Origin of the sequence: Microbacterium sp. (assembly GCF_047606685.1) — a bacterium.
Taxonomy (GTDB): Bacteria; Actinomycetota; Actinomycetes; order Actinomycetales; family Microbacteriaceae; genus Microbacterium.
This window is the reverse complement of sequence record NZ_JASGEC010000082.1, coordinates 1-17,451: the sequence shown is the minus strand read 5'-3', so window position 1 is coordinate 17,451 and position 17,451 is coordinate 1. Positions and strand designations below refer to the sequence as shown.

General features: G+C 70.6%; 19 protein-coding genes, 1 tRNA gene and 1 pseudogene. 11 read left to right on the top strand and 10 right to left on the bottom strand.

Annotated elements, in window-relative coordinates; all coding sequences use genetic code 11:
* Positions 1–1,414: GNAT family N-acetyltransferase (locus tag QM611_RS09880; RefSeq protein WP_415079746.1), on the top strand; the 1,414-nt coding region annotated here is incomplete at its 5' end.
* Positions 1,415–1,526: 112 nt separating this feature from the next.
* Here QM611_RS09880 and QM611_RS09875 read toward each other — a convergent pair.
* A complete protein-coding gene (locus QM611_RS09875) occupies positions 1,527–2,006 on the bottom strand; it encodes a MarR family transcriptional regulator (RefSeq protein WP_415079745.1) in 480 nt (159 codons plus the stop codon).
* 105 nt (positions 2,007–2,111) lie between these two features.
* Here QM611_RS09875 and QM611_RS09870 point away from each other — a divergent pair, with 105 nt between their 5' ends.
* Positions 2,112–3,587 (top strand): MFS transporter, encoded by a 1,476-nt coding sequence (locus QM611_RS09870; RefSeq protein WP_415079744.1) that lies wholly within the window; start codon positions 2,112–2,114, stop codon positions 3,585–3,587.
* A 102-nt stretch (positions 3,588–3,689) separates the two neighbouring features.
* Positions 3,690–4,109 carry a type II toxin-antitoxin system VapC family toxin gene (locus QM611_RS09865; protein WP_415079743.1) on the top strand — a complete coding sequence of 140 codons (420 nt, stop codon included), beginning with the start codon at positions 3,690–3,692 and terminating at the stop codon, positions 4,107–4,109.
* Positions 4,110–4,112: 3 nt separating this feature from the next.
* Here QM611_RS09865 and QM611_RS09860 read toward each other — a convergent pair whose 3' ends face one another.
* The 5 genes from QM611_RS09860 to QM611_RS09840 all read right to left on the bottom strand — a co-directional run bounded on the left by QM611_RS09860 (position 4,113) and on the right by QM611_RS09840 (position 6,950).
* Positions 4,113–4,910 carry a transglutaminase-like domain-containing protein gene (locus QM611_RS09860; protein ID WP_415079742.1) on the bottom strand — a complete coding sequence of 266 codons (798 nt, stop codon included), beginning with the start codon at positions 4,908–4,910 and terminating at the stop codon, positions 4,113–4,115.
* A gap of 33 nt (positions 4,911–4,943) precedes the next feature.
* A complete protein-coding gene (locus tag QM611_RS09855) occupies positions 4,944–5,321 on the bottom strand; it encodes a glucose-6-phosphate dehydrogenase (RefSeq protein ID WP_415079741.1) in 378 nt (125 codons plus the stop codon).
* A 107-nt stretch (positions 5,322–5,428) separates the two neighbouring features.
* On the bottom strand, positions 5,429–6,007 hold the full coding sequence (locus QM611_RS09850; protein ID WP_415079740.1) for a TetR/AcrR family transcriptional regulator: 579 nt from the start codon (positions 6,005–6,007) through the stop codon (positions 5,429–5,431).
* A 23-nt stretch (positions 6,008–6,030) separates the two neighbouring features.
* On the bottom strand, positions 6,031–6,372 hold the full coding sequence (locus QM611_RS09845) for a histone-like nucleoid-structuring protein Lsr2 (RefSeq protein WP_415079739.1): 342 nt from the start codon (positions 6,370–6,372) through the stop codon (positions 6,031–6,033).
* A gap of 71 nt (positions 6,373–6,443) precedes the next feature.
* Positions 6,444–6,950 (bottom strand): methylated-DNA--[protein]-cysteine S-methyltransferase, encoded by a 507-nt coding sequence (locus QM611_RS09840; protein WP_415079738.1) that lies wholly within the window; start codon positions 6,948–6,950, stop codon positions 6,444–6,446.
* Positions 6,951–7,179: 229 nt separating this feature from the next.
* Here QM611_RS09840 and QM611_RS09835 point away from each other — a divergent pair, with 229 nt between their 5' ends.
* Together QM611_RS09835 and QM611_RS09830 are read left to right on the top strand one after the other, a co-directional pair.
* A complete protein-coding gene (locus tag QM611_RS09835) occupies positions 7,180–10,854 on the top strand; it encodes an AAA family ATPase (RefSeq protein WP_415079737.1) in 3,675 nt (1,224 codons plus the stop codon).
* Positions 10,841–11,023 carry a hypothetical protein gene (locus QM611_RS09830; RefSeq protein ID WP_415079736.1) on the top strand — a complete coding sequence of 61 codons (183 nt, stop codon included), beginning with the start codon at positions 10,841–10,843 and terminating at the stop codon, positions 11,021–11,023. Before QM611_RS09835 ends, QM611_RS09830 begins: the two co-directional genes overlap by 14 nt.
* Before the next feature lie 36 nt (positions 11,024–11,059).
* Here QM611_RS09830 and mscL read toward each other — a convergent pair whose 3' ends face one another.
* Genes mscL through QM611_RS09815 form a run of 3 tightly spaced genes read right to left on the bottom strand, consistent with a single transcriptional unit; the run spans position 11,060 to position 12,444 of the window.
* Positions 11,060–11,485, bottom strand: coding sequence for a large conductance mechanosensitive channel protein MscL (gene mscL, locus QM611_RS09825; protein ID WP_415079735.1), 426 nt, complete (start codon positions 11,483–11,485; stop codon positions 11,060–11,062).
* A gap of 33 nt (positions 11,486–11,518) precedes the next feature.
* Positions 11,519–11,830: an FmdB family zinc ribbon protein gene (locus tag QM611_RS09820; protein ID WP_415079734.1), complete on the bottom strand. Its 312-nt coding sequence runs from the start codon at positions 11,828–11,830 to the stop codon at positions 11,519–11,521.
* Between the two features lie 17 nt (positions 11,831–11,847).
* Positions 11,848–12,444 (bottom strand): 5-formyltetrahydrofolate cyclo-ligase, encoded by a 597-nt coding sequence (locus QM611_RS09815; RefSeq protein WP_415079733.1) that lies wholly within the window; start codon positions 12,442–12,444, stop codon positions 11,848–11,850.
* Between the two features lie 66 nt (positions 12,445–12,510).
* Here QM611_RS09815 and galU point away from each other — a divergent pair, with 66 nt between their 5' ends.
* From galU to QM611_RS09785, 6 genes and pseudogenes are all read left to right on the top strand, one after another.
* A complete protein-coding gene (galU, locus tag QM611_RS09810; RefSeq protein WP_415079732.1) occupies positions 12,511–13,395 on the top strand; it encodes a UTP--glucose-1-phosphate uridylyltransferase GalU in 885 nt (294 codons plus the stop codon).
* A 33-nt stretch (positions 13,396–13,428) separates the two neighbouring features.
* Positions 13,429–14,067 (top strand): GNAT family N-acetyltransferase, encoded by a 639-nt coding sequence (locus QM611_RS09805; protein ID WP_415079731.1) that lies wholly within the window; start codon positions 13,429–13,431, stop codon positions 14,065–14,067.
* A 148-nt stretch (positions 14,068–14,215) separates the two neighbouring features.
* Positions 14,216–15,112: a large exoprotein gene (locus QM611_RS09800; RefSeq protein ID WP_415079730.1), complete on the top strand. Its 897-nt coding sequence runs from the start codon at positions 14,216–14,218 to the stop codon at positions 15,110–15,112.
* A 4-nt stretch (positions 15,113–15,116) separates the two neighbouring features.
* Complete coding sequence (locus QM611_RS09795; RefSeq protein ID WP_415079729.1) at positions 15,117–15,725, top strand: flavin reductase family protein; 609 nt, start codon at positions 15,117–15,119, stop codon at positions 15,723–15,725.
* 151 nt (positions 15,726–15,876) lie between these two features.
* Positions 15,877–15,949: transfer RNA gene (locus tag QM611_RS09790), tRNA-Ala, on the top strand.
* Between the two features lie 115 nt (positions 15,950–16,064).
* Positions 16,065–16,271, top strand: a pseudogene (locus tag QM611_RS09785) (DoxX family protein); the annotation flags it as partial.
* 168 nt (positions 16,272–16,439) lie between these two features.
* Here the strand turns inward: QM611_RS09785 and QM611_RS09780 are convergent.
* Positions 16,440–17,348, bottom strand: coding sequence for an SDR family NAD(P)-dependent oxidoreductase (locus QM611_RS09780; protein WP_415079728.1), 909 nt, complete (start codon positions 17,346–17,348; stop codon positions 16,440–16,442).
* Between the last annotated feature and the right edge of the window lie 103 nt (positions 17,349–17,451).

Genomic DNA, 17,451 nt, shown 5'->3' with positions numbered 1-17,451 from the left:
GTTCTGCGAGTTCTTTCTGGTCGATGATCTCCCCGGTCACGGGATCAATCATCTCGTCGTCAACAACGACATCGGTCGTGTCAGCCACGGCCATCTCCTTACGGATCAGGCCGGACCCTCACACACCATTATTCAGACAGTCCCGCGCCGACAGGCGTTGTCGGTGCTGATGGTTATTGTCGGGGGCATGTCAGCGAAGTTGAGCAGGAAGACTGCCACGTCGAAGAAGCATCGCCTGGATGCTGCGCGCCGCCAGGCGAGAGTCGCGTATCTCGCGGATCATCGCGCTGCGCCGACTGGTCGTTTCTGGCACGGGGGTCGCCCCGGCTTGGCTCCCGGAACGATCCTGATGTCACGGAACGAGGCCGACCATGCGGGTGCTGACATGGGCTTCTATGAAGCACAGCCCGGGTATGAGGAGAACTTCACACACGCGGACCGTGTGTACTTCTCGTCAGATCGCGCGTTTGCCCGGGCGTACGCGGGGCTGATCCAGCAGCGAGAAGAGAGGACGGGTGTGATCTGTCGTCAGGGCGATCTCTACGAGGTCGAGCCGGTTGGTGAGATCGAGAAAGACCCCGACTTCAGCGGTGGCGTGTCCTGGTGTGCCCCGCAGGCGCGCATCGTTGCCGTCGCGGAAGTCGATGTGCGGATGAGCGCGTACGACGTGACCGAACGGCTCGGCCCCAGGTCGTACTGGTTGGACGGCTCACCTGTCTACACAGCTGATGGTCGCTACCTCCCCAGCCCGGAGCAACTCGCCTCGGCGGGCACGCTCGCCGCTTTGGCAGCGGAATCCCTCATCCCGTGGACTCCCGTGGAATTCATCAACGCTTTCCTCCGGGGGCGTCCTACGGGCGACCGCCCCAGCCCGGCGCAGTTTCCCGACGTGATGGTCGGCGCGGCGGAGCCTGTCCCGGTGATGCAAAGACAGCGCGCTCGCGCGAAAGCACTATTCCACGACGGAGTGGAGTTCACGCAGGGCGCGGATGCGAGCGCGCGCCGGATCAACGAGCTCCTTCGAAGTGCCGGGGATGCCGTTGTTCGCGGCGACGACAGCCGCACCGTTATCACAGCCGCACACCCGCAGGCGGGCATCATTGGTGCTGCCCTCGTCACCTCGGCGCGGCTCGGCGAACAGTACGCCATGTTCATCGACGCCGTCGCAGTCGCACCCGAATGGCAACGACGAGGGATCGGATCGACTCTTCTCCTCTCAGCCGGGAGCCTGTTCCCGGCCCCGGTCTCCTATAGCGGCGGTCACTGCGACCCCTCGGTCGCGGGATTCTTCGCGCACATCGGGTTCACTGTGCTCCGACCGGGCGGAGGCCTGATCGTGCCGCTGGATGACAGGCCCCGCGTTCACCCTGTTTGCGCAGATCACTGCGCGTTCTACCGGCAAGGACCCGTGTAGCAGTGCATGGCTACGCGGCATCCGCGACGACGACCTCATCGACGGCGCTGACGTGGGTCCCCGTCTGTGCACAGAAGACGGTGGTCGGACCGGCCAGGAGCGCCGCAGGCCGTCACGCAGGACTCGGGGAAGACTCCAAGACGGCGTCGTGGTATGCCTCGACGAAGTCGCTGAAGAGCGAGAGGAACCGCTCCTGCTCGCCTCCGAGCGCCGACAGGGCGGTTCCGTAGGCGGTCAGCGTCGTGTGGAGGTTGCGCTCGAGCTCGCGAACACCCTCCGGCGAGCTCGTGAAGTGGTAGGGGGCGCGACCATCGGCCCGTGTCTTGACCAGCAAGCCCGCGGTGACGGCGGCGTTGACTTGTCGGTTGACGGTGGACTGCTCCAGGCCGAGTCGCTCGGCGATCTGACGAAGCGTGTAGGACTCGCCGTCGGTGAAGAGCCAGAGCAGGCGCATGTCGGCGGTGCCGAGGGTGGCGCGCTGGCTGAGAACGCGGCGGACGCTCTCGAGGGTCACCAGCAGCCCCGCCAGGCGACGCCAGTCATCGACGTGGGTGTTCGCTTCGTTGCGGATGTCGTGTGCCGACGTGTTCATGGCCTCATCACCACTTCAGTTTGTTGATCTGCCGTGCCTTGTGTACTCTACATGTCAAGGCGTATGTATATTACATACCCGTGATGCGGGATGGAAGGATTGTTGATGGCTCACGTTTCAGCGTCCGAGAGCACCGAGACCACGCCGGCGGCTCACCCTCTGCTGGTGGTGATGGTGCTGGGCTTTTCCAGCCTGTGCGCCGCACTCATGCAGTCGCTCGTCATCCCGATCCAGTCCGAGCTGCCCGACCTGCTGCACACCACGGCCAGCAACACGTCGTGGGTTGTGACGGCGACGCTGCTCGGAGCCGCCGTGTCGATGCCCGTGACCGGTCGCCTCGCTGACATCTTCGGCAAGAAGCCGGTGCTCGTCGCGTCCGCGGTCATCCTTCTCGCCGGATCGCTGCTGTGCGCCACGACGGATGTCTTCGTCCTGGTGCTCGTCGGTCGGGTGCTGCAGGGCGTCTCGATGGGATACATCCCCGTCGCGATCAGCATGGTGCGCGAGGTCACTCCGCCGCGGATGACCAACTCCGCCCTGTCGGCGGTCAGCGCGACGCTCGGCGTGGGCGGCGCGCTCGGCCTGCCGCTCGCGGCGCTGATCGTGCAGAGTATGGACTGGCACGCGCTGTTCTGGCTCTCCTCGGCTCTCGCGGTCGTCGTCATCGCTCTGTCCGCGACCATTCTGCCGCACCACCGCCGCGAGCACCCGGCCAAGGTCGACGTGGTCGGCGGGATCGGGCTCGCCATCGGCCTCGTCAGCGTGCTCGTCGGCGTCACGAAGGGCAACGACTGGGGCTGGGCCAGCACCGGAACCCTCGGCATGATTATTGGAGGTGCGCTCGTGCTCGTCGCGTGGGGCTTCTACGAGGTCAGGCATCATTCCCCGCTCGTCGACCTGCGCACCACGGTGCGGCTGCCTGTGCTGTTCACGAATCTTGCGGCGCTGGTGGTCGGCTTCGGCATGATGGCCCAGTCGGTGGTCGTCCCCCAGCTGCTGGAGATGCCCACGGCCACCGGGTACGGGCTCGGCCAGTCCATCCTGCAGACCGGCCTGTGGATGGCGCCGGCGGGGCTGATGATGCTGGCGATGTCTCCCGTTTGCTCCGCCTTGCTGACACGGTTCGGCGGGCGCATCACCCTCGCGATCGGCGCCGGAGTGCTCTCCGCCGGCTACGTCATGGGCGTGTTCCTCACCGACGAGCCGTGGAAGCTCCTGCTCGCGACCATCGTCTCCTCCTGCGGCGTCGGCATCGGCTACGCCGCGATGCCCGCCCTCATCCTGGGCAACGTCCCCCGCGACGAGGCGTCGTCCAGCGTCGGTGTCAACTCGCTCATGCGCTCGATGGGCACCGCCGTCGCCGGCGCGGTCATGGGCATCGTCCTCACCAGCCAGACCACCACTCTCGGCGGCGAGACCACGATCCCCACACACGGAGCCTTCCAGACGTGCTTTGTCATCGGGGCGGCTGCGGCGGCTGCCGGCGTGATCCTCACGCTTCTCGTCCCCCGGGACAAGAGCGCGGGCACGGCGACGGAGCAGGCCGGCGCGCCCGAGCAGACGGTGGCAGCCCCGGCCTGACGCCACAAGGGGCCGGATGCGGTCGCCGCCACCGAAGCCGCCGCTTCCCGACGACGTCGAGCTGGGTGAGCGCCGGGTCGAATTGCTCCGCGAGCTCGGGCTGTGAGGTACCTCCTCGACACGAACGTCGTCAGTGACGCTCGCCTGAAGCGGTCGGCCTCGTTGATGGCGTGGCTGAGAGAGCAAGAGGTGGGATGGCTCGCCCTCAGCGTTGTGACGATGCTCGAACTCGAGCGGGGCGTTCGGCGGAAGGAGCGCGGCGACCCGATCGGTGCGGCACCCTTGCGTCTGTGGTTGGACGAGGACGTGCGACCGATAGCCGGGGAAGGCATCCTGCCGGTCGACGAGCGCACAGCAATCGTGGCCGCGACGCTGCACATTCCCGATCCGATGCCCGAGCTGGACGCGCTCATCGCGGCGACCGCGATCGTGCACGATCTCACGCTGGTCACGCGCAACACCAAGGACTTCGGGCGCGCCGGCGTCCGCTTGCTCAACCCCTGGGAGGCTGTCTCCGGGTGAGCGTCAGGCGATCGAGACCAGCTGCGTGAGGTCGTCGTCAGGCAGCGCGTCGGCCACTGCCGACACCGTCATGTTGACGAGGTCCGCACGGCCGCCCAGCACGCTCATGAACGCGGTGTCGGCCGCGTCCCGCCCGGTCGCGATGCGAACGAGCGACGAGCGCGGCGCGAGCGCCGTGGCATCCACCACTCGCCATCGGCCGTCGACGGCGGCCTCGGCCACGGCGTGGAAGTCCATCGGGTCGAGCCCGGGCGCGTACACCGCCGCGAGCCGCGCCGGCACGCCCAGCGAGCGCAGCAGCGCGACGCACACGTGCGCGAAGTCGCGGCACACGCCCTGCCGCGCGAGCAGGGTCTGCACGGCCCCGTCGGTCGGGCGGCTCGAGCCGCTCACGTAGGAGAGCTGCGTGCCGACCCACGACGAGACGGCGAAGGTCAGCGCGGCCGCGCCATCCACCCCCTCGAACTCCGCCGCGGCGACCGCGGCCAGCGTGTCTGACTCGGCGTAGCGGCTGGGGCGGAGGTAGACGAAACGGTCGGCGTCGGTCACCGCGGGGGTGGGGGAGCGCCCGTCGATCACCGCGCGGCAGTCGACGACGAGCCTGCCCACCGGCGCGGCGATGCGGTGCAGCCGCGTGCCGTGCGCCTCGGGGACCACCTCGGCGGCGACGGCCACGCCGTCCGACACTGCGGTGAAGCTCTCGTCGAACGCGGTGTCGCGCTCGGCGGCGGCGACCGCGAGCACGATCTCCGCCGGCTCTGCCACGTCGATCACGAGCTGGGCGCCCACCGTCCTCTGCATCCCTCCAGCCTCGCAGACGGCGGAGCCGCACGACTACACGGGCTGGCCGCACATGCCGCAGACGCCCGTCGCCGGCACCTCCACGAAGCAGTCGGGGCAGAACACGCTCGGCTTCTCGACGACGACGCGCTTCGGCGCGCGGGGGCGGGATGGCGCGGACGCCCGCTTCCGCGCCGCGGGCTCGGGTGGCTTCACCGCCGGCAGGTGCGCGGCGCAGTAGAAGCGCACGAACCCGTCGTGGTGTCGCGGATGCCGGTGCTTGACCGCCCACAGCTCGGCACGGGGGAGCGGCGCCGACTCGCCGCCGCACGACGAGCAGCGAGCCGGCTCGCCAGGGAGCACGGACTCGAGGATCAACGGCGTCTCGAACGGCAGCCCGTCGCGCCAGTCCGACGCTGTGACGACTCTCATGACCGGCCTCTCCGCGCGCCGCGGAGCGCGCACCCCCACGCTACGCGACGCGCGAGCGGGCAGACGCTCGCTGTCATCGCGCCGCACCGGCAGGCGTCCGGGCCGGATTAGTCGCCCAGCAGGGCGCGGTGCGCCATCCCGGCCAGGATCGACCCGGCTCCGCGCCCCGTCGGCGACGCGCTGTACGGGGTCGAGTTCAGCAGGCCGAACACCCCGAGCAGCCGGGTCTGCCGCTCGGCGTCGGACATCCCGGGGCGCAGCGCCGCCAGCACGCGGTCCCACTCCTGCACGTACCATCGTTGCAGGCTGCGCACCTCGTGGTTCGCCTCACGCGGCAGCTGGGCGAGCTCGCGATCCTGGATGCGGATGACGTCGGGGTCTGCCGTCGCGAAGTCGAGGTGGAACTCGATCAGCCGGTCGAGCCGCTCGCCGTCGGTCGCGGCCTCGTCGAGGATGTCACGACAGCCCGCCAGCAAGCGGCTGCTGGCGTCGACGAGCAACTCGCACAGCAACGCCTCTTTGCTCGGGAAGTAGTTGTACAGCGCGGGCCCGCTCATCCCGACCGCCTCGCCCAGCTCGATCGTCGACACGGCAGCGAAGCCGCGCTCGGCGAACAGGTGCGCTGCCGATCTCAACAGCGAGGCGCGCCGGTTCGCTTTGAGCGTCGCACGCCACGTACGGGTCACCACCCCATGCTAGAGCGGCCGCGTCAGTGCGCTGCGTCGTACGCTTCGATGACGGATGCCGGAACCCGGCCGCGCTCGGAGACCTGGTAGCCGTTGTCTTTCGCCCACGCGCGGATGGGGCCGAAGTCGCGCTGGCCCCTCCGTCGGCGGCCGACGGGGCTCGAGGACGAGCGCCCGCCCGAGACGCGGCGCCCCGCGGAGACATACGGCTGCAGCGCGTCGCGCAGCGCCGCGGCGTTCGCGTCGTTCAGGTCGATCTCGTAAGCGGTGCCGTCGAGCGAGAACAGGACGGTCTCGCCTTCGCCGACCTCGAGGACGGTGCCGTCGAGGTCGTCGACGAACTGGTGGACGATTCTTCGAGCCATGCACACACCCTACCCCGCGCACGCGCGTCCCCAGGGAGTGTCCGGCCCCGGGGACGCGCCGCGCGACCGGCCTATTCGATCGCGCGCTCGAGGTTCACCAGGAACCTCTTGAGCTCGGGCCGGGCGCCGTACGCGCCCAGGCTGCCGTCGGAGCGCACCACGCGGTGCACCGGCACGACAACGCTGATCGGCGTCGTCGCGCACGCGGTCCCCACCGCGCGCGCCGCACGTGGAGCGCCCGCCCAGACCGCCACCTCGCCGTACGACGCGGTCTCGCCGTACGGGATGCGGCAGACCGCCTCGAGGGCTGCCCGCGTGAAGCCCCGCACGAGCCGCCAGTCGATGGCGATATCGAACTCGGCGCGTTCGCCGTCGAAGTACTCCCGCAGCTGGCGGGCGACCGGCTCGACGGCGACCGGGTCGTGCTCGGCGACCGCCGCGAGCCGGTGCATCGCCGGCTCGAGCACGAGCTCGGGCGGCGCCTCCGTGATCTCCAGCGCCACCAGCCCCTCGTCGGTGACGGCGATCACGGCGGTGCCGATGGGGGTGGGCTCGGTTCCGAAGCGCAGCCAGGTCATGACCCCATCCTTGCCCCGCGCGACGACACGCATGGCGGCTGATCCGCGATCTGGGGAAAGATGGCCCGTCCGCGGCGCCTGTGCAGGAGCAGCGCCCGCGTCGTTGCGGCAATCCCCGATCGGGCGGGCGAAGCGCGTGACGCGCAATACCGCGAAACTCGGCGGGTATGCGGGACGACGGGGCCGCCCCCGGCCTAGTCTGGCGAGTGTGTGGCGAGCAGGGAGTGTCGTGACGGACGCTGAAGAAGACGCGTCCGAGGCGACCGCGGGCCCGGGCGAGGCGGGTGCGCGCGCGGTCGACGCCGCCCCGCCCGAGCGCGCGCGCTTGCGTGCCGAGGCGGCCGGGCTCGGTGGGCATTCGTCGTTGCTGCGCTACCGCGACGAGCCGGAGGCCGGCATCGAGATCACGAAGGCGCACCCGAGCAGCCTCCCCGCGTTCGTCACCGGCAAGTCGACTCTGCTGTCGAACCTCTTCCGCGACGAGGTCGCGCTGCGCACCGCGCGGCTGTCGGCCACTCGCGTGAACGCCAAGAACGTCGAGCTGCGCACGGTGCGCGGGCTCGAGGCCGTCCACTTCGCGGTGGGCCTCGCGTCGTGGCGGATCGGCGGGCAGTCCTCCTGCGCGCCGGTGTTGCTGCGGCCGCTCGCGATCCGCCGCCGCCACGACGACTTCGAGCTCAAACTGCACGGCGCGTTCGCTGTCAACCCCGAGCTCGTGCGCGCGCTGCGGGAGCACTTCGGAGTCGAGATCGACGGCGACGCGCTCGCGCGGCTCGCGCTCGCCGAAGGCGTCTTCAAGCCGCAGCCGGTGATCGACCGCCTGCGCGCGAGCACGTCGGCGATCGACAGCTTCACGGTCCAGCCCCGGCTTGTCGTGTCGACGTTCGCCGACGTGGGAGCGGGGATGGCGCGCGACGCCACCGACCTCGCCCACCCGCTGCTCGACGCGCTCGCCGGCGATTCCGCAGCTCGGGACGAGCTGCGGATCGACCGGCCCGTGCCCGCCCGGCTCGGGCCGGACGAGCGCGCGCCGGCCTCCGACACGCTCCTGCTCGACGCGGACGCCGAGCAGGAGGACGTCCTTGCGCGCATCGCGGCCGGCCAGTCGCTGGCCGTGCACACTCTCCCCGGCACCGGGGGGACGCAGACGGTGATCAACGCCGTCGGCGCGCTGGTGCAGGCCGACAAGCGGGTGCTCGTGGTGAGTGCGCGCCGCTCGACGCTCGAGGGGACGCGCCACCGGCTGGCCGGCGTGGGCCTGCCCGGACTCGCGGTATCGCCGCCGAGCCTGCGACGCGACCTCATCCGCGCGATCGGGCGCAACGAGAAGGCTGAGAACCCGGCAGTCGCCGACGTGGACGACGCCCTCGTGCGGCTGCGGGGCGTGCTCCGCGACTACCGCGCCGCGCTGACCACGCGGCATCCCATCCTCGGCGTCTCGCCGCTTGACGCGCTGCGCCGCCTCACCGACCTCGCCGCGCGCACGCCCGCCCCTTGCACCGCCGCGCGACTCGACTTCGACACGCTGGAGCGTTTGGCCGACGACCGCGAGCAGCCGGCGGCATCCCTCGCCTCCGCGGCGCGGCTGGGCGCCTTCCGCTTCGGGCCCGACGACTCGCCGTGGTACGGCGTCTCGTTCGCGACGTCCGAGCAGGCCCGCGCCGCGCACGGACTGGCCCGCCGGCTCAGCCGCGACGACGTGCCGGCGCTGCTCGAGCGCGGGTACGAGCTCATCAGCCACACTCGGATGCGCCCGTTCGCGACGCTCGACGAGCTGGGCGACTACCTGACGCTGCTGTCGCGCGTCCGCGACTCGCTCGACCGGTTCAGCCCGACGGTCTTCGAGCGCCCGCTCGGCGAGCTGATCCAGGCGCACGGGCCCCGTCGCGACGCGCCGAACATGAGCGGCGCCACCCGACGGCACCTCAAGCGGCTCTCGCGCGAGTACGTGCGGCCCGGCGTGCACATCGCCGACATGCACGAGTGGCTCGTGCGCATCCAGCAGCAGCGCACCGAGTGGCAGCGCTACGTCGACGTGGGGGTCGCGCCCGAGACGCCGATCGGACTCGCCGACGTGCAGGTCGCGTGGCAGCGCGTGCACGCCCAGCTTGGCGAGCTCGACGCGCCGCTCGGGCGCACGGGACCGCAGCGGCTCGCCGCGTTGCCGGTCGCCCAGCTCGTGCGGGTGCTCGGCGAGCTCGCGGCAGAGTCCGCCTACTTCGACAACCTCATCGAGCGCACGACGCTGCGCGACGAGCTGGCCGCCCTCGGGCTCGAGCCGCTGCTGACCGAGCTGTCGGTGCGACACGTGCCCGAGGACGAAGTGGGCGCCGAGCTCGAGTTCGCGTGGTGGCAGTCCACGCTCGAGCATCTGCTGCGCAGCGAGCGCGCCCTCCTCGGCGCCAACACGTCCGTCGTCGACCGCCTCGAGCGCGACTTCCGGCTCGTCGACGAGGCGCACGTCGGCGCCTCCGGGCAGTTGCTGGCGTGGCGGCTGGCCACGAAGTGGCGCATCGCGATCGTCGACGAGCCCGCGCAGGCCGAGGCGCTCAAGACCGTCCTGCGCGGCGCGCCGACCCCGGCCGACGTGGTCACGGCGGCTCCGGCGCTCGCCCACGCCCTCGTGCCGGTGTGGCTCGCGTCGCCCTACGACGTGCCGCGGATCCCCGACGACATCGAGTTCGACACCGTGATCATCGCGGATGCCGCGGCGATCTGCCTCGCTGAGGCCGCGCCCGCGCTGCGCCGCGCCCGCCAGGTGGTGGCCTTCGGCGACCCGGTGACCCAGCGGCCGACCCCGTTCGAGGTGGGCGCGATGCCGCATGACGGCCCCGAGCCGCCGTTCGACGACACGTCGGTGTTCGAGCGACTGGCCGAGATTGTGCCGGTGGCCACGCTCACCCGCAGCTACCGCGCGGGCGGCGAAGACCTCGCCGAGCTTGTCAACGAGGCGTTCTACGGGGGAGAGCTGGTGTCTCTGCCCTGGGCGGGGTCGTACCTCGGCCGCGGCAGCCTGAGCGTGGACTACGTCGAGGGCGGCACGGGAACCCCCGACCCGGTGACGGGGGCGGTGGAGAGCCCGGATGCCGAGGTCGACCGCGTCGTCTCGCTCGTCGTCGAGCACGCGCGCGCCCGCGCCGACGAGACGCTCATGGTCGTGACCGCGAGCCGCAAGCACGCCGAGCGCGTGCGGGCCGCGGTGACGGCCGCGTTCGCGGGCCGGTCGGATGTCGCCGACTTCGTCGGGCGCGACACCGCCGAGCCGTTCGCCGTGCTCACCCTGGAGGAGTCGGTCGCCGAGAGCCGCGACCGCGTCGTGTTCTCGCTCGGCTTCGGGCTCACCAAGCACGGCCGGGTGCTCAGCGACTTCGGAGACCTGTCGACTCCCGACGGCGAGAGGCTGCTGACGGTCGGGATGACGCGCGCGCGCCGCTCGATGGTGATCGTGTCGTCCATCCGGCCGTCGGCGTTCGACGACGGCCGGCTCGAGCACGGCGCGCAGACGCTCATGGGCATCCTGGGAGGGCTTGCCGCGCGCGCCCGCGAGGCGCGGCTCGAAGACCTCGCCGACCCGCTCACGCTCGCGCTCGCACGCGAGCTGCGCCGCCTCGGCGCGTCGGTCGACGTCGACTACCGCGGACGGCTGCCGCTGGTGGCGCAGCACGCCGGCAAGGCCGTCGTCGTGGAAAGCGACCCGGAGTCGCGCGGCGAGTCGCTGCGCGAGTCGCTGCGGCTGCGTCCGCAAGTGCTGCGCCGCCTCGGCTGGCACTACGTGCGCGTGCACGCCTTCGACCTGTACAGCGACCCGGCTGCTGTCGCGGCCCGCGTCGCGGGCGTCCTCGGCATCCAGCCCGAAGCGCCGACCTCCGACACCGACACCCAGCCCCTCGATGCCATCGAGTGACGACCGGCAGCGCGTCGAGCGGCTCGGCAGCCGCCGAGCGCGGTTGACCCCCGCGCCGGGCACCACGGGAGAGCCCGTCTCGGCCGACGACGACGCCCCGCCCGGCGAGGACGCGGCATCCGGTCCGAACGACGACCGCTTGCGGCGCGACGTCCCCCCGCACTACTGACCCGCGGGCGCGCCCCGCGGCGCTGCCCCAGTTCGCCTACGCGCCGTTGCGGGCGAGCAGGTCTCGGATCTGCACGAGCAGCTCCTCTTGGGTCGGGCCGGCCGGCTCCTCTTCGGCGGGCGCCTTCTTGGCGTCGGCGCGCGCCTTCATCGCGGCGAACGGCCGGACGATGAAGAAGTACACCACGAGAGCGATCGCGAGGAAGTTGATGATCGCTTGGATCAGCGCTCCGATGCCGAACGTCGCGGCGGTGCCGAAGACGGCCGGCACAGAGATGACCCACCCGGAAAGACTGCCCGAGGGCAGGAACAGGCCGAGGAGCGGGTTGATGATGTTTTCGACCGCCGCGGTGACGATGGTCGTGAACGCCGTGCCGATGACCACGGCGACTGCGAGGTCGATGACGTTGCCCCCGGCGATGAACTCCTTGAAGCCTGCGATGAGGCCCTTCTTCTCAGACATGGTGCTCCCTTCCTTTGCCGGCTGGTTTGCCGGTCACGAACTGGATGTCGATGCGCCGGCACTCGACGGCGTGGCCGGCGACGAGCCGCTCGACGACTCCTTCGATGGAGACGAGCTGCCGGGCGAGGCGGGCGAAGCGGCATCCTGCCCCTTCTTCTCGCTTGATCCCGCGCGCGAGTCGGTGCGGTAGAAGCCCGAGCCGTTGAAGGTCACGCCGATCGACCCGTACTCCTTGCGCAGCGGGCCGTCGCACTCCGGGCACCGCGTGAGCGCGGGCTCGCTGAACGACTGCACGGCGTCGAAGCGGTGGTCACAGGACTTGCACGCGTAAGCGTAAGTCGGCATGGGGGCCTCTCTTCAGGTCATCGTGTGCGCGGCGCCAGATCGATGGTACGCGTCGGAGTGACGACTCCCGTCACACGCTCGTCGTGCGGCTCGCTGGGCACCTCGTCGGCGAACTCGGAGTCGAAGACGACGGCGTACACCGGCGGGCAGCCCTCCATCGAGCCGAGCGTCTTGTCGAAGTAGCCGCGGCCCCAGCCCAGGCGCATGCCGGTGCGGTCGACCGAGGCGGCCGGGATAATCATGAGGTCCACGTCGCCGACGGCGATCGGGCCGAGCACTTCGGCGACCGGCTCGGGAACGCCGTACGCGGCCTCGACGACCTCTTGGTCGGGGGTGGCGACGACCCAGTCCAGCAGCCCGTCGGCGCGCGTGATCGGAAGAAGCACGCGGATGCCGCGGACCATCGCCCCGGCGAGGAACTCGGCCGTCCCCGGCTCGGTCGTCGCGGACAGATAGCACGAGATCGATCGCGCCCGATGGCGCTCGACCAGCCGGTCGAGTTGCTCGGCGACGCCGACCGCCGCGGCGGCGCGCTGCGCCTCCGACAGCAGTTGCCGGCGTTCGCGCAATTCGGCGCGAAGGGCCCGCTTGGCGTGCTCGATGCCCGGCGACATGGGTCGAGTCTACGACCGCTCGCCGACGGCCGGGCGCGCCGCCACAGCCGTCGCTAGGCTGATGCTATGTCTCGCAACATCAAGGCCGTGATCCCGGCCGCCGGCCTGGGCACGCGCTTTCTTCCCGCCACGAAAGCGATGCCGAAGGAGATGCTTCCCGTCGTCGACAAGCCGGCCATCCAGTACGTCGTGGAAGAGGCGACGGCCGCGGGCATCGACGACATCCTGATCATCATCGGTCGCAACAAGCACAACCTCGCCAACCACTTCGACTCAGTGCCCGAGCTCGAAGACAACCTGCGCAACAAGGGCGACCAGGGGCGCCTCGCCAGGGTGCAGGAGTCGACGGAGCTCGCCGACATCCACTACGTCCGCCAAGGCGAGCCGCGCGGACTCGGGCACGCCGTCTTGCGCGCGCGAGCGCACGTCGGCGACTCGTCGTTCGCCGTGATGCTGGGCGACGATCTCATCGACGAGCGCGACCCGCTGCTGGAGACCATGATCGCCGAGCACGAGAAGCGCGCGGCGATCGTCATCGCCCTCATGGAGGTCGATCCCGACCACATCCACCTGTACGGCGCCGCCGCGGTCGAGCCCACCGACACCCCCGACGTCGTGCGGATCACGGGCCTCGTGGAAAAGCCCGCCGTCGAGGACGCTCCGTCGAACCTCGCCGTCATCGGCCGGTACCTGCTCTCGCCCGCCGTGTTCGACATCCTTGAGCGCACCGAGCCGGGCAAGGGGGGCGAGATCCAGCTCACCGACGCCCTGCAAGAGCTCGCGGCCGACCCCGAGGGGCCGGGTGTGTACGGCGTGGTCTTCCGCGGTCGGCGGTACGACACCGGCGATAGAGTTGACTACATCAAGGCCATCATGCAGCTCGCGGTCGACCGCGAGGACCTCGGCCCCGAGTTGCGGCCCTGGTTGAAGGAGTTCGCGGCGGACCTGTAGCCGCCCGTGCTCGAGGAGCGAGGGAGAAGGCGTGTGGATCTGAGCGCACCTCGCGCGCATGGGCCGGTTTCGATCCGGCTGGTGCGTTCTCGCGATGCTCGTGTTTTGCAGAACGAGCTTCTCTCCAACCGGTCGTGGCTGCGGCGGTGGGAGGCCACCAACCCCGACGGGGCGGTGTCGTTCGACATGCGGCTCGGCATCAGGCGGCTGCTGCAGCAGTATCGCGACGGCACGTCGGTGCCGTTCGTGATGCAGTACGGCTCGGAGGTCGCCGGGCAGCTCAACGTGTGGGGCATCGCGCGCGGCTCGCTGTCGTCGGCGATGATCGGCTACTGGGTGAGCGAGCGCTTCGCCGGCCGCGGCATCACGCCGACCTCGGTCGCCCTCGCCACCGACGTGTGCTTCGGCGAGCTGGGGCTGCACCGCATGGAGATCTGCATCCGGCCAGAGAACCGGGCCAGCCTGCGGGTGGTGGAAAAGCTCGGATTCCGCTATGAGGGGCTGCGTCGCCGTTTCATCCACATCGACGGCGACTGGCGTGACCACTACGCGTTCGCGTTGCTGCGCGAGGACGTGCCGCAGGGCGTGCTGCAACGGTGGGTGTCGGGCCACGCTCCGCGCGACGCTGCGGTCGTGCCTCCCGCCGACCGCATCCCCACCCCCGGCCCCTGAGCGCCCCGGCTCCTGAGCTTGTCGAAGGGCCCCCGGTCGTTGAGCGAGCGAAGCGAGACGAAACGCCGAACCTCAACATGAAGTTGAGACTGCGACACGCGCGCGAGGCACCGCGTCGCGACGGAGACGTTCGCCTACGGTGTACCACATGGGTGGGCAGGTGCTCGGCGGCGGGGTGATCGTGCTGGTGGCGGTGCTGCTGTGGCTCGTCTACCTCTTGCCGAGCTGGCACAGCCGCCACCAGTTCAATGCCGCCGAGCGCAACGCGGTTCGCCTCAACCAGGCGTTGCGCGTGCTCGCCGAGACGAGCGAGACGCCGGAGGAGGTGCGGCTCGAGCTCAACGCGCGCACGGCGCTGGCCCAGCAGCGCCTGGCCAAGCGCGCGAAGGCAGACCTCGAGCAGGCCGAGCTCGAGCGTTCTCGCGCGGAGGCCGAGATCGCGCGCGCCGAGCTGGAGAAGGCACGCGCCGAGCGCGCTGCCGCGCACGCTCAGCCCGCCGCACGCCGGGCGCGGGCCCGCCGCCGCACACGGCTCGTGGTGACCACCGTCGGGATCGCGGCGCTCGGACTCATCGGCTGGGGCGTGTGGTCTGTCGTCACCACTGGATCGCAGCTCGCGCTGTGGACCGGAGGGGGAGTCGCGGTGCTGTGCGGAGCGCTTCTGCACCGGATGTCGCGGGTCGCGGTCCGTTCCGAGGCCCGCGCGGCGTCTGCCCCGGAGGCTGTGCGGCACGCGCCGTCGCTGCCGGCATCCGATCTCCTCGACGATCGCACGTGGACGCCGCGCACCCTGCCGCAGCCTCTCGCCTCGGCGTCGGGCTCGCAGGCCGCGGCCGCGCTCGACACCGCCGATGCCCAGCGCGCGCTGCGTGAGGCTGCCCGCGAAGAGGCGCTGCGCTCGCGCGCCGAGCGCCTGAGCCCGCCGCCGCCCGACATCGCTGCGGCGCGCGCCGTGCGCGACAACACCGCGCTGACCGGCCAGTCGGGCGACGCCGAGATCGAGGAGCACGTCCGGCAACTGCTCGCCCGCCGCGCTGCCGGCTGACACGGTGTTCTACGAGCCCGCCGCGCGCGACCGCGACCTGCTGCCGCACGACCCATTCAAGGCCATCATCGCGCCCCGGCCGATCGGGTGGATCTCGACACTCGACGCCGACGGCATGCCGAACCTCGCCCCCTACAGCTTCTTCAACGCGGTGTCGGATCGGCCGCCCATCGTCATGTTCTCCAGCGACCAGTTCAAAGACTCGGCGACGCACGCGCAGCGGCGCGGCGAGTTCGTGTGGAGCATGGCGACGCACGGGCTGCGGGAGCAGATGAACCTCTCGTCGACGGAATTGCCGCGCGGTGAGTCGGAGTTCGCGTTCGCCGGCCTGGAAAGCGCCCCCTCAACGCTCGTCGCCCCGCCGCGGGTGGCTGCCTCGCCTGCGGCCCTCGAATGCCGCGTCACGCAGATCGTGCGGCTCTCGGATGCCGGTGGCGCGCCGCTCGAGCGCTGGATGGTGCTGGGCCAGGTCGTCGGCGTGCACCTCGACGAGGCGTTCGTGCTGCCGGACGGGCGCGTCGACACAGCGGCGATGCGGCCGATCGCGCGCGGTGGCTATCGCGACGAGTACTCCGTCGTCGACAGTGTGTTCCACCTGGAGCGGCCGGACTGACGCCATCCCGGGCGGAGGTTCGACGAGCGCGCGCGGCGCCTCGGTGATCCGGATGCCTGGGCGCTCCTCGGTCGCGCATCGCGAGGGGATGCCGGGGGCGGTGATGGCTCCATCCCGCGGTGGCGGGCGTGATAATGTTGCTGAGGTTCACGGGCCTGTGGCGCAGTTGGTAGCGCGTCTCGTTCGCAATGAGAAGGTCAGGGGTTCGATTCCCCTCAGGTCCACCCAAAGTGTCTTACGGGAACACGTGACATCTGGTTTCCGCGTGTCGCTGAGCTTGTCGAAACGTCCCGTACGGCGTCATTGCGGCCACTGTCGCCCTGCTTCCTCGACTCGCAGGTGTTCAGACCATCGCCGCAATCACGCAGACCACGACACACTCACACCCCGCCCGGTGAGAAAACCTCCGGGGGCGCGGCGGTCGGGACGGAGGCTGAGCACCTCCACGTTCCGCTCCGCTGGTACCGCCTGGTCGGAGCCGCCGAGGTCCTCGGCGCCGCCGGTCTGATCGTGGGGACCTGGTGGGCACCGCTGGGGATCCTCGCTGCAGCTGCCCTTCGCCGTGCTGATGTTCGGGGCAGTGGCAATGCGTGTTCGGGTCCACGACACCGCCGCACGATGGGCCCCAGCCCTGGTCATCGCACTCCTGGCGGTCACGGCGGTCGTGCTCCGCGCGCTCAGCAGCTGAGCTGCGACGTCGGCGTCTGTCTGCGGTCAGGTTGGCGTGTGTTCGTGGATGAACTGGTTGACGCGTGCCTGGAAGGCGGGGTCGGCGGCGGCACCGCGGACCAAAACCGCGCGGAGGACAGTCAAACGCCGCTTGATGTCTGGTCCGACGAAGACCCCTTGCTCGACGTCGGGTGAGGTGGCCGACCAAATCACGGAGCGGGCCGAGTCGGAGGGTTGGCGCGCGATCCGACCCACCACGATCTTGGCGATGGCCTTGGTGACGGCGTTGTCGGCCTGTGTGGCCATGGCGGTGGCGGCGACGCCGGGGTGTGCGATGACCGAGCGCACCCGGGATCCTGCCGTGGTCAGGCGCTGGCCGAGGCTCACCGCGTAGGCGGCGGCCGCGATCTTGGATGCCTGGTAGGTGCCGAGCTGGCTGAAGCTCGACGGGTTGCCGACGGCGGTGAGGTCGGGCGCCTTCGCGGTGCGCTGGGAGAAGTTCGAGCCGACCAGGACGACTCGAGGGTCGGTTGCCGTGAGGAGTGGCAGCAGGTTTTCGGTCAGTCGTGCGGGGCCGATGAGGTTGGTGGCGAACGTCAGCTCGATTCCGTCGGGGCTCGTCTCGAACGTCGAGGTGGTGATGCCGGCGTTGTTCACGAGTGCGTCGAGCACGAAGCCGTCGCGCTCGAGCCCGGCGGCGAAGGCGTCGATCGAGCGCAGGTCGGCGACGTCGACGGAGCGCACCACCAGTCGTCCCTCGCCGTCACTCGGCCCGAGTTGCGGGAGGAGTGCGGTCATCTTGGCTGGGTCCCGTACGCCCGCGATCACCGTGCCGTTCGCCGCCAGCAGGGCCTTGGCGACCTCCAGTCCGACGCCGCTGCTCGCGCCGGTGACCACGAAGGTGCGCCCGCTCTGGTCCGACAATTCGCTGGTCTGCCACTCGAAGTCCTGCATAGCCCTCTCCGTTCCGGATAGATAATCCGTTTAGAAGGTAGCACGAATCGGATGGAGTATCCGAAGGAACGTAGGCTGGGGTCATGTCCGAGAACCTGGCTCG